The 13,425-nt window shown below is 48.8% G+C and carries 14 protein-coding genes; 5 read left to right on the forward strand and 9 right to left on the reverse strand.

From position 1 onward, the window contains the following. The first annotated feature begins 1 nt into the window (after nt 1). Nucleotides 2–1,303: a RagB/SusD family nutrient uptake outer membrane protein gene (locus tag BGO59_RS17085; RefSeq protein ID WP_293684939.1), complete on the forward strand. Its 1,302-nt coding sequence runs from the start codon at nt 2–4 to the stop codon at nt 1,301–1,303. A gap of 82 nt (nt 1,304–1,385) precedes the next feature. Here the strand turns inward: BGO59_RS17085 and BGO59_RS17090 are convergent, their stop codons facing one another. Genes BGO59_RS17090 through BGO59_RS17100 form a run of 3 tightly spaced genes read right to left on the reverse strand, consistent with a single transcriptional unit; the run spans nt 1,386 to nt 3,099 of the window. Further along, complete coding sequence (locus BGO59_RS17090) at nt 1,386–2,462, reverse strand: Gfo/Idh/MocA family oxidoreductase (protein ID WP_293684941.1); 1,077 nt, start codon at nt 2,460–2,462, stop codon at nt 1,386–1,388. After that, complete coding sequence (locus BGO59_RS17095) at nt 2,462–2,881, reverse strand: PIN domain-containing protein (RefSeq protein WP_293684943.1); 420 nt, start codon at nt 2,879–2,881, stop codon at nt 2,462–2,464. Before BGO59_RS17095 ends, BGO59_RS17090 begins: the two co-directional genes overlap by 1 nt. A gap of 2 nt (nt 2,882–2,883) precedes the next feature. Beyond that, nucleotides 2,884–3,099: a hypothetical protein gene (locus BGO59_RS17100; protein ID WP_293684945.1), complete on the reverse strand. Its 216-nt coding sequence runs from the start codon at nt 3,097–3,099 to the stop codon at nt 2,884–2,886. 109 nt (nt 3,100–3,208) lie between these two features. Between BGO59_RS17100 and BGO59_RS17105 the strand changes: the two genes are divergently transcribed. The 4 genes from BGO59_RS17105 (at nt 3,209) to BGO59_RS17120 (ending at nt 6,064) form a co-directional block, all read left to right on the forward strand. Continuing rightward, complete coding sequence (locus tag BGO59_RS17105; protein WP_293684947.1) at nt 3,209–3,577, forward strand: hypothetical protein; 369 nt, start codon at nt 3,209–3,211, stop codon at nt 3,575–3,577. Nucleotides 3,578–3,629: 52 nt separating this feature from the next. Beyond that, complete coding sequence (locus tag BGO59_RS17110; RefSeq protein WP_293684949.1) at nt 3,630–4,070, forward strand: hypothetical protein; 441 nt, start codon at nt 3,630–3,632, stop codon at nt 4,068–4,070. A gap of 17 nt (nt 4,071–4,087) precedes the next feature. After that, the gene (locus tag BGO59_RS17115; protein WP_293684951.1) at nt 4,088–4,492 is read left to right on the forward strand and encodes a hypothetical protein; all 405 of its coding nucleotides are present in this window, start codon (nt 4,088–4,090) and stop codon (nt 4,490–4,492) included. 171 nt (nt 4,493–4,663) lie between these two features. After that, nucleotides 4,664–6,064, forward strand: a complete 1,401-nt coding sequence (locus tag BGO59_RS17120) for a DUF4932 domain-containing protein (RefSeq protein ID WP_293684953.1) — start codon at nt 4,664–4,666, stop codon at nt 6,062–6,064. Here BGO59_RS17120 and BGO59_RS17125 read toward each other — a convergent pair whose 3' ends face one another. The 6 genes from BGO59_RS17125 to thrA all read right to left on the reverse strand — a co-directional run bounded on the left by BGO59_RS17125 (nt 6,065) and on the right by thrA (nt 13,235). Continuing rightward, nucleotides 6,065–7,096 carry a galactitol-1-phosphate 5-dehydrogenase gene (locus tag BGO59_RS17125; protein WP_293684955.1) on the reverse strand — a complete coding sequence of 344 codons (1,032 nt, stop codon included), beginning with the start codon at nt 7,094–7,096 and terminating at the stop codon, nt 6,065–6,067. 62 nt (nt 7,097–7,158) lie between these two features. Next, nucleotides 7,159–8,748 (reverse strand): AAA family ATPase, encoded by a 1,590-nt coding sequence (locus BGO59_RS17130; protein WP_293684957.1) that lies wholly within the window; start codon nt 8,746–8,748, stop codon nt 7,159–7,161. Between the two features lie 87 nt (nt 8,749–8,835). Continuing rightward, on the reverse strand, nt 8,836–9,972 hold the full coding sequence (locus tag BGO59_RS17135) for a TIGR02281 family clan AA aspartic protease (protein ID WP_293684959.1): 1,137 nt from the start codon (nt 9,970–9,972) through the stop codon (nt 8,836–8,838). A 68-nt stretch (nt 9,973–10,040) separates the two neighbouring features. Further along, the gene (locus tag BGO59_RS17140) at nt 10,041–10,490 is read right to left on the reverse strand and encodes a hypothetical protein (RefSeq protein ID WP_365982257.1); all 450 of its coding nucleotides are present in this window, start codon (nt 10,488–10,490) and stop codon (nt 10,041–10,043) included. An 18-nt stretch (nt 10,491–10,508) separates the two neighbouring features. Next, nucleotides 10,509–10,751, reverse strand: coding sequence for a hypothetical protein (locus tag BGO59_RS17145; protein WP_293684961.1), 243 nt, complete (start codon nt 10,749–10,751; stop codon nt 10,509–10,511). A gap of 27 nt (nt 10,752–10,778) precedes the next feature. After that, on the reverse strand, nt 10,779–13,235 hold the full coding sequence (gene thrA, locus BGO59_RS17150; RefSeq protein WP_293684963.1) for a bifunctional aspartate kinase/homoserine dehydrogenase I: 2,457 nt from the start codon (nt 13,233–13,235) through the stop codon (nt 10,779–10,781). Nucleotides 13,236–13,425 lie beyond the last annotated feature (190 nt).

The raw sequence follows: 13,425 nt of genomic DNA on the forward strand, positions 1-13,425 counted from the left end.
TATGAAAAAGTTTCTCATACCCATTTGTCTGACAGGGCTGTTGCTACAGTTTTCCTGTAATCAGACGTTTTTAAATCCCAGTACCATCAGCCAGTCGCAGGCCGTTAGCTCGTCCGACGGTCTGATTACACTGAGCAATGGTCTGCAATATCGGTACACAACGGGGGGCGCATTAAGTGTGCTTTACGCCAGCACAGCCGGTGCCGGACTCACGACCCGCGAAGATTTTGTTCTGAACGTGGGTAACCTCGATGAAGCGAACCTCGCCGTTGGGGGCGGAAACGTGTCGAATATCAACGGCGTTGTCCGTAACCTGTGGACCCAAAGCCATCTGGTCCGCGCCAATGCTGAACTGATTCTGGCGAATACAGGTGTGGTGAACGATGCCGGAACCAAGAGTGGGATTATTGGTTATGCGTCTATCTTCCGGGCATTGTCGCTAGGAACGCTGGGGCTATTTTTTGAGCAATCGCCCGTTACGACAGGAACGAACGTTCCCTTTGTTCCACGAGCCCAGGTGTTTAAAGAAGCCATTACGACGCTCGAAACAGCGGCAACACAGGTTGCTTCGGCACCTGTTTCGGCTGATTTTAGCAGCAAGATTGTGTCCGGTATCGATATATCGAATACGATTCAGGCGCTCATTGCGCGCTATGCACTTTTCTCTGGTGACTATGATAAAGCTCTGGCTGCGGCTGCGAAGGTCGATTTAACGAAAAAGTCAGTCTACAACTTCGATGACGTGACGCGAAACCCATTGTTTGAATACACATTTGGTAATCTGAACGTGTTTCAACCAACGAATGCTAGCCTGGGACTGACAGGTGCGTTAGCTCCAGATCCGGCTGATAAACGGATTTCGTTTTTGACCAAACCGAGTACCAACACGGCTGTAGCGCCCGTAATTGCCACGGCTTTCTACACGGCCAACAACGCGGCTGTACCCGTTTACCTACCCGGTGAAATCCTGCTGATTCAGGCCGAAGCCTACGCTCGCAAAGGTGATTTGACCAATGCCGTTGCGTCGCTAAATAAAGTGCTAACCAAAACGACGGATGCGTTTGGATTGGGAGCATCTCTGCCTGCTTATTCGGGTGCGCAAACCGCCGATGCAATCCTGACTGAAATCTACCGGAACCGGCAGATTGAGTTGGCGTATCAGGGATTCCGGCTTGAAGATAACCGTCGATTCAACAGGCCTGGCCCGGGTGCTACCGGAGCTGAGCGGAACCGGAACTTTTTCCCCTATCCGCTGACGGAGCGCAATAACAACACGAGTACGCCCGCCGATCCAGCGAACTAAAAAGACGGAATGGTGTAATGAAAAAAGGAGAGAAGGAACTGCCGTGAGGTAATCCTTTTCTCCTTTTTCATTATACCTTTCTCTAAAATTTTACAGGCATTCCCGTTCGGGTCGATTCGTAAATAGCCTGGAAAAGAGCGACAACTTTACGACCATCTTCGCCCGTGACCATCGGTGGGCGACCCGCCCAAATAGCATCCCGAAACTCAGCGATTTGAATACCAAAATAATATACCGTTGCATCGATGGTATTGAAAAAGGCCGTGTCTTCGGCTACGAATTCGGCCAGTTTTCCTTCTTCGCCCGGTATAGTCCAGAGGTCGTTTACGGGCGGGTCGGTAATACTCGACATGCCCGCAATAAATAAGGCTCCTCCATCCGTCTGCACACCCACCGATGCCCCATTTTCGCCATGCACGTGTACTTTTCCAAAAATGCCCGGTTTCTGGCTGTTGCTGACGATGATGTTGCCGAGGCCTCCATTTTTGAATTTAACAATAGCCAGCGCCGTGTCGTCCACTTCAATGTAGGGGTGGTTCAGGTTGCGCCATACGCCATACACTTCGTCAATATCACCCATGTACCACAGCAGCAGGTCTAACTGGTGGGGCGACTGATTGACCAATACACCACCGCCTTCATCGGCCCAGGTGCCCCGCCAGGCATCGCTTTTATAGTATTCTTCGCTCCGCCAGCCAAGCATCTGAATTGTTCCCAGTACTGGTTTGCCAATCTTGCCCGTATCGATCGCTTCCCGAATCCGCATGGAAGGCGCGTAGAAACGACGCTGGCTAATAGTGCCGAGGTAGCGATTGTTCCGGTTGGCGGCTTCGATCATCGCGTCACAGTCTTCCAGGGTAGAGGCCAATGGCTTTTCAACCAACACATGCGAGCCAGCATTCAGCGCAGCTACCGTAACCTCCCGGTGTGAGGGGTGTGTGGTACAGACCAGACAGAGATCAACGTTCTCCCGGTCGACCATGTCGTAAATGTCGCTGTACGCCCGAATGCCGTATTGGTTGGCAAAATCTTCGGCTTTTTGATAGGTACGTCCGTAAACGGCTACGAGTTGGGTATCGGGTGTTTGCAAAGTCGCTTTCGCATGAAGATGCGCTACTTTGCCAGGGCCAATAATGGCAATACGAAGAGGATTTGGCATTAGGGTAGTATTAATTCATCAAAAAATCGATTGAACCCACGTTGACGGAGCCCAGCTTTTAATTCTTCATCTCGTGTCCACAATTCGCCATCTAACTCAAGGGTTAAAGCGATGTAGGCAGTGTCATTCTCGTCTACATCCTTACAAAGATGGTACGCTGTGAAAAAATTTTCGAGACTGATTAGTTCTTCGTTAAAGAAGTGTACTTTGTGAATAACCTGGTTTAGATAACTGAGCACCTCTTCTTCTGTTGCTTTCGATTTTTCAACGATTCGCTGGCGATGTTTAAATAATTCGACAATCAAATAATTGGGCGTGTAAACAGCAAATGGATTGTTTAGCAAGCGCTGTCGGGTAAGAGACGATTTGGTGTGAATAGCCGCAAACAAGATGTTATGGTCAATGATAACTTTCTTCACGGCTATTCTTTGATAAAGCGATGTTTATTCTGTTGCCACCAAGTAGCATTGATTTCTTCTCCTAAAGCCAGAATAGACTCATCGAAGTCAATTTTCTGCGCTAACTGCTCTAGTTGTAACCGTTCGAGCAGGTCAAGCATAAATTCCTGACTCACTGATTTTTTATCGATACTGATTACGTAACGATCTGGTTGATTCTGTATGTTGATAGCGTTCATAGACTGAGTTGTTTTATCAATATACGAAGGAATGCGCACCTTTTATAGAAACTATTCCAACGAATGCTCAAAAATAGGGTCTTCTACTCATAACGACTACCAATAGCCTATGAAACCACTCTTTATCGGATTGATTCTGGTTAATCTGGTTACGATGTCCTGCCGCAAGAATGATGACATCGGTGTTGGCCCTTATACCACTACAATAGCCTGTGGAGCACTGAATCCTGCCCAAAATCTGCCCTGGCTTCGCAGCCTCATTGACCAATTTAATGCTGATATCGTTCGGGCAGCTACATACAAAGGCGAAACCTATATCGATTTGTACGCTTATCATTGGTCATGTATGGGATGTCATATCTACCGTTGCGATGGTAGTTCAGTAGATATGAGTCAACTACCAACTGCTGACCGGGAGGAAATAACGAGTCGGTTATGGTCGCAGGAGCCGTATGTTCTCTATAAACGAAGTCTGTAAATCACTCATCTTAAAATCGAATTTGTGAAGCATAACCTTTAGAGCAGAAATTATGAAATCGTATTTACTCAACGGAATTGTACTGCTTCTACTGGTATTGGGGTGCCGACGAACCGACGACGTAGCGCCCAACGATCTATTATACCGGAAATGGCGAATAGCGAAGATTCAGTACGCTACTGGCAATCCAGAAGAAGTGGTGCAACCCAATCCCTGGGCACTAGTTGAGTTCAGGCCGAACGGAACCATTCTGTACGGCGAAGACGGCAAATATGATCCCTGTTGCTCACCTGCCCGATTTAGGTGGAAAGGGGACATCCTGGATCTACAGAATGTGGCTGACATACCCATGCCTGAGCGAACGCCCAATGGCCTATGCGCTATGGTTTCCTGTGCTCTATTTGACCCGTTTTGGCAGATTGCCAAGCTCAACCCGAGTGAATTAGTGATTCAACAGGACAGAGCTTTGGTAACGTATGCACCGTATCCTTAAGAATACATGTCAACGTAATGAGAAACCCGTTTATAGTCCTCTTGCTGATTCTGATAGGAGCCTGTCAGCGTGATCAGGCCGTTGGCCCCCTGGACGATTTTTATCAGCGCTGGCACCTCATTCGGTATCGACCAATACAGGACACAAACTGGACGTTTCACGATACGGATGCCTATTATGATCTGGAGTATCGGCCAGATGGGGTTATTGTGTATCGGCGAAATGGTGCGTCTGGTCAGGGTAATTGCTGTGCCCCTACAGCGTTCACCCGCGAGGGAGTTACGATTAATTATACTGACTGGGTATTGTGCCCTACTGTCTTTTGCGCGACCCTAAAAAAGACCACGATTACACAACTTAGCAAGCAGTCACTTGAATTATCGGATGGCTACATCGTCACTCAATATGAAGCGGCTGATTAATCAATTTTGTAACGCGGGTGGGAACCCGCGCTCTTTGCTTGAAAATCACGGGTTCCCACCCGCGTTACAACTGGATAATGCTATTGAATGAATATGGTTTTCTATATTGCATTCATCACGAAATCCAGTATCCAGATCCCCACACTTGGGTCGGTGGCCAAATTCAACGCTATGAAGTCATTCGTCGGCAAGCTTGTTAATCCCTTTCTGCTTACCCTTCTTGCTGTGATTACAGCCGTTGGTCAATCCAACCAGAAACCAATCATACGAACGCAGCGCAATTCCATGTTTATGTACATGAACAAGGAACGAGGTAATTTCAATGGAATCAACGACCTCCCTAAAGATTTTTCCTATGATTTTGGTACCGAGACTGAACGTACACCCTTAACCCTCGTTTCGGAACAGGATTCTGTTGTATTGCTGTTGCGTCATGGGGTTCAGACGGATTTTCAGATCATCCGACAGGCCAAGGGCGATACGGTTCAGTGTCATTTCTCCAGTCACCCGTTTGTCAAAGCCGCCGTCTTTACGGATGCCTACAAAAAGGCCAATCAGGGCAAAACGATTATTGAGGTTCCCGAAGTCTATGAGCTGATCAATGTGGTATTTGCCCTGACCGACTATGGCAAAACCGAGGCTATCTATAAGGGGACTGACTACTATTCGGCCGTGATGACACAGTTTATGCCCTACAAAACTAATCGGGCGGTGCAGGTGATTGACTCCCTGTTGCGGGCTTCGGCCGATCAGTACCATAATCTGAAAATGGACAGCTACGCCTTTCAGTTTCAGGGCGATAGGCTAGTGAACGGCGGTATCTATGACCGGGTCAGTTGGGGCGAGCAAAATACGCTGTCGCCCTATATTCCCTTACTGGAGCAATTTGCCAAAGAATCGAAATTCAGGGTGTTCTATCAAAAAAATCAACCCTATTACAATAGCCTGATTACTGATTTTCGCCAGAATGTTAATGTTGCCTGCATGAAAGACTGGCTGGAAAAACAGTTTCCAACCACGCGTTATTCGGCTGTCAAAGTATTGTTTTCACCACTGGTCGGCTGGAATCAATCGGCCAATAATTTCAGCGACAACGACTTTACCGAAGCGCAGGCTCATGTTGATTTCCCCTTTGTAAGTGCGACGCAGAAAAGCCAGCCGCCAACCATTACGAAAGGGCAACGGATGAAAATTGTATTTACCGAGCTGAATCACAACTACCTGAACCCAGAGGCTGAAAAATACACACCCCAAATCGGAGCCGCTTTTAAGGACCTATCGAAGTGGATTACGAACGGCAAGCCATCGGCGGGCTATAGCAATGCACTTTCGTGCTTTGAAGAGTATATGAATTATGCTCTCGTATCGCTCTTGTACGCTGATTTGTTCGATGCCAAAAGTTTCGATACGCTCAATGCGGGCGTCGAAAAAGGGATGGTCGTAAACCGGGGCTTCCAGCGTTTTAAAGAATTTAATGAGGAGTTGCTGCGGCTATATCGAACAAGAAAACCGGGCCAAACCGTTGCCGATCTGTACCCGGCCATTATTTCCTGGGCAGCCGCTCAGCCGTAGTTACGGTTTCAATACCACCTTGATCAGTCCCTTTTCTTTCGCGTATAACCGCTTGAACCAGTCTGCTCCTTCTTCGAGTGGTACTTCGGCACTCAGGATGGCTTCGACATTTATTTTACCCGATGAGATCAGAGCCAAAGCCGCTTCGTATTCTCCATTGATGGCACAGGAACCTTGCAGTCTTAACTGACGCGTCACAACGGCTTGCAACGGAATCTCCACCGTCGGAGCCAGATTTCCGACAAGGGTTACGGTAGCTCCTTTTCGAACGCACTCAATAGCGGTTTTAACCGTCGGGCCAGCGCCCACTACCTCAAACGAAACATCGGCTCCGCGCCCATGCGTAAGTGCCTGCACCTGCCGGGCTACCTCACCACTCCGTGCATTGATGGCGTGTGTGGCACCCAAGGTTTGCGCCAAGGCCAGCCGGTCGTCGTCCAGATCGATGGCAATGATGGTTGTACAGCCAGCCAGTTTCAACGCCTGAATAATAAATAGCCCAATCATCCCTGCTCCAACTACTACGGCGGAGTCGTTAACCTGGATTGGTGTAAGGCTAAGGGCGTGTAAGGCTACGGCTACTGGCTCGACCAGTGCGGCCTGTGTAAACGTAACATTGTCGGGAACGGCGTACAGAATATGCTGAGGAACCGAGACATACTCCGCAAAAGCCCCCTGCCGTTTAAAGTCCGGTGTCGATACGCCCACCACTTCCCGGCCATCGCTGAGGTTGTAATGCCCCCGGCGGCTGTACCAATCGTCCAGCGCATACACGGTCGAATCGAAGGTAACCCGGTCGCCTACCGACCAGTCGCGTACATCGGCACCTACCTCGGCAATGATGCCACTGGCTTCGTGACCCATTACAATAGGCGGAATGCGTCGGCCGCTGCTGCCATCCATGCCGTGAACATCAGATCCGCAAATACCTACCGCCTGTACGCGAACCAGAACGTCATTTGGCTGGATACCTGGCTTCGGCAGGTCCTGCAGATCGAATTGATTGTATTCAGTAAGAACGAGTGCTTTCATAGGTAGAGCGGGAGGAAACCCGCTTAAATGATTTATAAAAAGCGGGCTTCCTCCCGCTCTACTCACAGTTTCTGATAAATCCTGATAAACGCATCAATAGGCACCTGATCGTAGTTGCCTTGCTGAAGATTTGGGTTGATCTCGTAGGTTACTACCTCATCCATCGAGTCGGGTAGTTCGCCAAACAACTTGCTGGCGGTAGTAGCCGTATATTTCTTCTTGGTCCGAACGAGCCGATGATCGGGGTCTTTGCCCCAGGCGATATTGTCGCCCAGAACCAGTTGGATTTTGGCCCAGTCGTTAAAAAAATATTCCTGCAACAACGGGATGATCCGGTCGCGAAATGTCTGGCAAAGATCGGCAAAGGTTTCAATGTTAATGAGGTACGCGTGGCCAATCTGATGATCTCGGTCGAGCAAATAGTCAATACGCTCATTTATGGTTCGAAGTAACTGCGCTAAATCGACACCGTCGACTGTTTTTAGAAGGGATGGTTCGGGCAGCATCTCCCGAAACGAAAACCGCCGACGGAGCGCAATGTCGAGCAGGGCAATGGATCGGTCAGTAGTGTTCATGGTACCGATCACAAACAGATTGATGGGCACGCCAAAACGTTCCTGGGAGTAGGGCAGAGTTAGCCAGAGCTCATGGTCGGCACCCAGCCGTTTGTCCGATTCAAGCAGCGTGATCAGATCACCAAATACACTGGCGACATTAGCCCGGTTGACCTCGTCGATGAGTAGGTAATGTGCTGGCGCCCGTTTTAGCTTTTTGCTTCGGTTTTCGGCTGAATCATTCAGGCAGTCGGCCAGGGTTCCATAACCTGCCTGTTGAATGGCCGTCAGACAAGCCCGATGAAAAATACCCCGGCGAATTTTATAACTGATCTGCCCATTGACCACTTCCGGCCGAATCCCCTCTACAAATTCTTCGTAGCTATACGATGGATGAAAGGTAATCAGACTCGCATTTTTATCGGTCAGGTAGGGCTGTAGAGCAAACGTTTTACCTGTACCCGGCGGGCCAAACAAGATGAGGTTGTGCGGCTGATTGGGTAGTGATGGCTCCGGCTCATACGTCGCTTCCGGCTCTTCGAGCAACTGTCCATTGATCAGCCGTTCCCCCAAACTAGGGTCATCAGCCAGTCGAATCATGTCGCTCAGAAACGCTTCGTCTTCGGCTGCCTGGTACACATCCGCATTATGCCGGGCCAGGTGCGGGCCGCGTTTGGTGCTTTCGACCAGTTCCAGCAGACAGTCTTCCCAGCAGGTGCGCAACGTAGGGTTATACAGCAGATGAGCCGTTGATTGCCCAATGATTACCGCCAGATAATCAGATTTTTCGGTCAACGGCTCAAAGCCTATTTCGTCCAGATTTTTAAGCCGATCCTGGCATGATTTCTTAATCGTTAGGTGATACTCAACCTCACCGCGACGCGGTTTCTGAATCCGTAACGCCTGAAAAAAGTTGATGTTAGCCGTGATAGACGCTTTATCGGGTTTTACGACAAACGCCAGCCGGGCATCGCCATTGGGCAGGTTGACCATATCGATCAGGTCCTTGAGCAAACCGAAAAACCGACGGATGGCTTCGGCATGGCCAATGTCGCGAATACGATCAATAAGGGCTTGCTGCTGGGAGTCGGCGATCACAAAGGGTAAAGGTTTTGTGTACGAAGATAACGATTCTCCGTTGATAATGTCCTAAGTAGGCTGTGATAGGGTTTGGCTAACGGTAGTTCACTCTACGTAATTAAAATGATGATTAGGCGCATCCAGGGTCAACCGCCCCTTTCGGAAAGCCCCGGCCCCAATCAGTCCATCTCGTAAAAACTGCCCAATTACCTGATCGGATTTATACAGGGTTGAACGCCGAAATTGCCGTTGCCTACCGTCGATACGAATTGAAAGCTTCTTAACCTGTTTTTCCAGACCAATATGAACTAAACGGCCTACGCTGCCACCTATTGAAAGTTTCCTTCCAATCTGATAAGGGCCAATTTTGGTTACTCCTGTTGGAGAGATACGAAGTTTTTCGTTTGAGCCAGTATCCAATATGAAGTTTAACTGGTTGTTCGATGGGCCTCGTACCAAAAGCATCGGTTGACTTCCGCCCAGAAGATTATGTTCCAGCGTGGAGTCCGGTATTGATTTCTGGATACTAAGTTGCCGATTGGGATAGTCGATTATGATAGTAAACCGGCGTAATACATCCCAACCTAACAAGCCATCAATACCAGGTATAGGTAAATAAGCACTAAAAACGGGCAAGTTATAAATAGCTAATCCGTTCAAATTAAGGGAGTCTGCAAGGCCTATTGACGCTGGCACTGATTGCCCTTCGTAATTAAGCACTTTAATATCAGACAGTTTTTTTAGCCCGATTGCTTTTGCCGTCCGATTGGATATAAATGTTCGCTGTGCTCCGCTATCTACGGCAAGCCGAACCACCCGCCCATTGATCAGTACCTCTACAACGGCATGGGCTTTGTGTTTAAGCCTGAATGGTACTTGCAACGTATCTCTTCGTAAATGAATTCGCAGCTCAGGCTGATTCGAGAGTAATCGGGCCATTTCGTAACTGGAAGACTGGAATCCCATCGAGTCAGCAAGGTGCAGATACTGATGATAGTTGCCCGTCCAGTAATACATTTCTTCTAGTAATAAATACCGGGCTGCATCTCGTTCAACTGGCACTGCGTCCTGAGATGAAATAAGGCGAAGAGCCTTATGCGCTGCTTCGGTTCGGCCAAATAACCAATGGTTTATAGCATTAAGATAGCGGCTTGTTGAAAGCGTATCCCCTGCCTGTATTGTGGCAAAGGCAGGGTTGCACAACAAGGCCAATAGAAGTCCTCCTAAACTAACTTTACGCATATCTATTTACACCAAATAACTCCCGATACTAACAACACTAGCTAAGACTCTCTATGTTGTTTTAGTCACTACTTAATTGGCTGCAAATAGATAACGGGATCAAACACCAATAGCTCACCATCATCTCTTACCAGTACATTTCGATGATGGAGGTCGCTGACGATAATCCCAAAGCTTGAATTGATATAATCATTGTTTTGCAGAGGAATAAAATCGAACGGTTCCATATAGTCAGCGACTTCTTCGGGAGTCGCTCCACGTATACCACGAAGAGCTTTTTGGCTAACTACCGCCATTAATGAATCATCGACTTCCATCAAGCCCAGGAACGTGTAGCCTGTTTCTGGAAAAAGCCAGTTATGAAGCAGCAGGTTATGAAAATAGCTCAACCAGGTGCTGTAATAGTTGAGATTGTTCCGTTTAAAGTAAACGCCTAGTTGAACGTAAACCTGATGTTCGGCTCCACCTTCGCCACCTTGAGCCTGCCATGCATCAGTAAACGGCTCTTCAGGGATCAGTTTATTATTCGCGTTAGCCTACTTACGGAGTAGCTTTTCTTCGCCTATACGTAAGGCCCGATCCAGGGCTATTTTTTCGGCACGGGTTTGAGGGGCTGGTCCCTGAGCCGCTTTGCTTGCTCGATGCACTCTTGCAATGACATCAAGGGCTGCTCGGAGACTTTCCTGATCATTTTTTTGCTCTGCTGCCGATGGTATTTGTTGAGGTATGTAACGTTCTTGTCCATCTGGTAATCGTTGTTTTTCTTCATTAACAGACATAGCGTAGGGTTGGTTCTTACTGAGCCGTCACGCCAGATAACTCCCGATACTGACCACGTCGGCGAATACGCCCGAAGCGGTAACTTCAGCACCTGCACCGGGCCCTTTCACGACTAGGGGCCGATCTTTGTACCGTTCGGTGGTGAACGAAACGATGTTGTCGGCACCCGTTAGTTGATAAAATGGGTGCTCCTGACCCACCGGGCGCAGGCTGATGCTTGCCTTGTTGTTTTCGAAGCTGGCGACAAAACGGAGCTTTTCACCGTTGGCTTCGGCTTCGGAAAGCAGGTTTTCGAAATAGGCATTATTCCGTTCCAACTCGTCAAAAAAGGCGGGTACAGTTGGGGCCAACTGGCAAACTTCGGGTAGTAGGGGGGTAATCGTGATGTCTTCCGGTTCGAGTGGGAAACCGGCTTCGCGGGCCAGGATCAGGATTTTTCGGGCTACATCCAGCCCGCTCAGATCGTCGCGGGGATCGGGTTCGGTATAGCCTTTTTCCTTCGCTTCGCGGACTACATCGGCGAAGGAGGTTCCGGGGCGGAAGGTGTTGAAAATGAACGATAACGTTCCTGATAGAATCGCTTCGATTTTCAGGAAACGATCACCTGCCGTCATCAGCCCCTGCACGGTGTTGATGATGGGCAAGCCTGCACCGACGTTGGTTTCGTACAGAAATTTAACTCCCCGATTCAGGGCCGTACGCTGCAAACGCCGATATTCACTATAGGGGCCTGAGTTGGCTACTTTGTTGGGAGTTACAACGGAGATATTGCTGTCCAGCAGCGATTCATAAAACTGCACAATGTCTTTATCCGATGTACAGTCGATGAATACCGAGTTGGGCAGGTTATAATCTTTAATTCGATCCACAAAGGCGGGTAACGAGGTGGTTACGCCTTCGGTTAAAAGCCGTTCGTGCCAGTCGTCCAGCGAAATGCCTTTGGGGTCGAGCAGCATTTTTCGGCTGTTCGTCATGCCTACCACACACACTTTCAGCAGTTTTTCGGTCCGCAGAAATTCCGACTGGTCATGGATTTGCTTTAACAGGGTTTTGCCAATCAGACCCGTACCGACCAGATACAGGTTCAGCACGCGGGCTTCGGACTGGAAGAAGATATTGTGCAGCGAGTTGAGGGCCTTCGACAGGTTGTTCTTGTTGATAACAACCGAGATGTTAATCTCCGATGAGCCCTGCGCAACAGCCACAATGTTTACCCCATTTTTACCCAGTACCGAAAACAGTTTTCCGGCGATACCGGAGCTTTTTTTCATGCCTTCGCCTACCGTGGCAATCACCGACAAGTCACGCTCGATGGCAATGCTGTCGATATGCCCGTGTTCGATTTCGGTAGCAAATTCAGCTTCCAGAATGGCTTTTACGTTATCAGCCCCCCGTGGGTCGATGGCAAAACAGATGGAGTGTTCCGACGAAGCCTGCGAAATCAGAATGACACTGATCCGGTGAGCAGCTAATACACCAAATAACTTGGCCGATACACCCGCTACACCGATCATACCCGAACCTTGTACGTTGACCAGGGCAATGTCGTCGATGCTCGAAATACCCGTAATGGTATATTGACGCCGTTCGGCAGTCCGACTCACGACTGTGCCATTGTGCGTAGCGTTGAATGTATTAAGAACCCGAATCGGAATATTACGGGCAAAGGCTGGTTGCAGACTCGGCGGATAAATGACTTTCGCACCGAAGTGACTGAGTTCCATAGCTTCGGCATAGGTAATGGTTGGAATGTTAAAGGCATTGGGCACCTTCCGGGGGTCGGCCGTCATCATCCCGTCCACATCCGTCCAGATGTCGATCACTTCCGCATTCAGCGCAGCCCCGATGATCGAGGCCGTGTAATCTGAGCCACCCCGGCCGAGTGTGGTTGTTTCGTTTTTCTCGGTGGAGCCGATAAAGCCTGTAATTAACTGTAAATCCGTTGTCTTGGCAAAGTACTCCTGAATCAGCTGGTTCGTCAGGGTATAGTTGACTTCGGCATGACCAAACTGCGCATCGGTCTTGATCAGCTTACGGGCATCACAATACTGTGCCGCTATCCCGCGACTTTTTACACATTCGGTAATGACCGTTGTGGATAAGCGCTCGCCAAAGCTGGTAATCAGGTCGTGGGTGCGGGCTGATAGCTCCCGGATGAGCGAAACGCCACGTAGCAGGTCTTCCAGTTCGTTGATGATCCCACGAATGTGGGCAAACACTTTGCTCTGTTCCTTGATGGGAATGAGGGCTTTCACCACGTTGAAGTGTCGGTCTTCAATCCGCCGAACCAGTTCCATATAGTCTGTTTCGCCGGTAGTGGCCATGCGTCCGATTTCGATAAGCTGGTTAGTAACACCCCCCATTGCCGAAAAAACTACAGCAATCTGGTCGCCATTTTGGCGGTGGTTATCAATGATTTGAAGAACCAGTTTTATACTTTCTACGGAACCGACGGAGGTGCCACCGAATTTAAGAACCTGCATAGAGTAATGTAAAATGAATAATGTAGAATGAATAATGATACGGTTACGCTAGTGCACATTTTTCATTGTGCATTGTCCATTATTCATTTTCAGGAAGCTATTGATGAGGTAATTTTTAAGGACGCAAAGATAATGCCTATCCTAAACATTATAGAATTCTTCGAAAGAAAGCCGTTTTGTCCTATGACTA

The sequence above is a fragment of the Spirosoma sp. 48-14 genome (assembly GCF_001898575.1).
Lineage (GTDB): Bacteria > Bacteroidota > Bacteroidia > Cytophagales > Spirosomataceae > Spirosoma.

Bases quoted from the DNA above. Each gene is read 5' to 3' on its own strand.
- BGO59_RS17085 (WP_293684939.1), top strand. From the start codon at position 2: ATGAAAAAGTTTCTCATACCCATTTGTCTGACAGGGCTGTTGCTACAG.
- BGO59_RS17090 (WP_293684941.1), bottom strand. From the start codon at position 2,462: ATGCCAAATCCTCTTCGTATTGCCATTATTGGCCCTGGCAAAGTAGCG.
- BGO59_RS17100 (WP_293684945.1), bottom strand. From the start codon at position 3,099: ATGAACGCTATCAACATACAGAATCAACCAGATCGTTACGTAATCAGT.
- BGO59_RS17105 (WP_293684947.1), top strand. From the start codon at position 3,209: ATGAAACCACTCTTTATCGGATTGATTCTGGTTAATCTGGTTACGATG.
- BGO59_RS17110 (WP_293684949.1), top strand. From the start codon at position 3,630: ATGAAATCGTATTTACTCAACGGAATTGTACTGCTTCTACTGGTATTG.
- BGO59_RS17115 (WP_293684951.1), top strand. From the start codon at position 4,088: ATGAGAAACCCGTTTATAGTCCTCTTGCTGATTCTGATAGGAGCCTGT.
- BGO59_RS17120 (WP_293684953.1), top strand. From the start codon at position 4,664: ATGAAGTCATTCGTCGGCAAGCTTGTTAATCCCTTTCTGCTTACCCTT.
- BGO59_RS17125 (WP_293684955.1), bottom strand. From the start codon at position 7,096: ATGAAAGCACTCGTTCTTACTGAATACAATCAATTCGATCTGCAGGAC.
- BGO59_RS17135 (WP_293684959.1), bottom strand. From the start codon at position 9,972: ATGCGTAAAGTTAGTTTAGGAGGACTTCTATTGGCCTTGTTGTGCAAC.
- BGO59_RS17145 (WP_293684961.1), bottom strand. From the start codon at position 10,751: ATGTCTGTTAATGAAGAAAAACAACGATTACCAGATGGACAAGAACGT.
- thrA (WP_293684963.1), bottom strand. From the start codon at position 13,235: ATGCAGGTTCTTAAATTCGGTGGCACCTCCGTCGGTTCCGTAGAAAGT.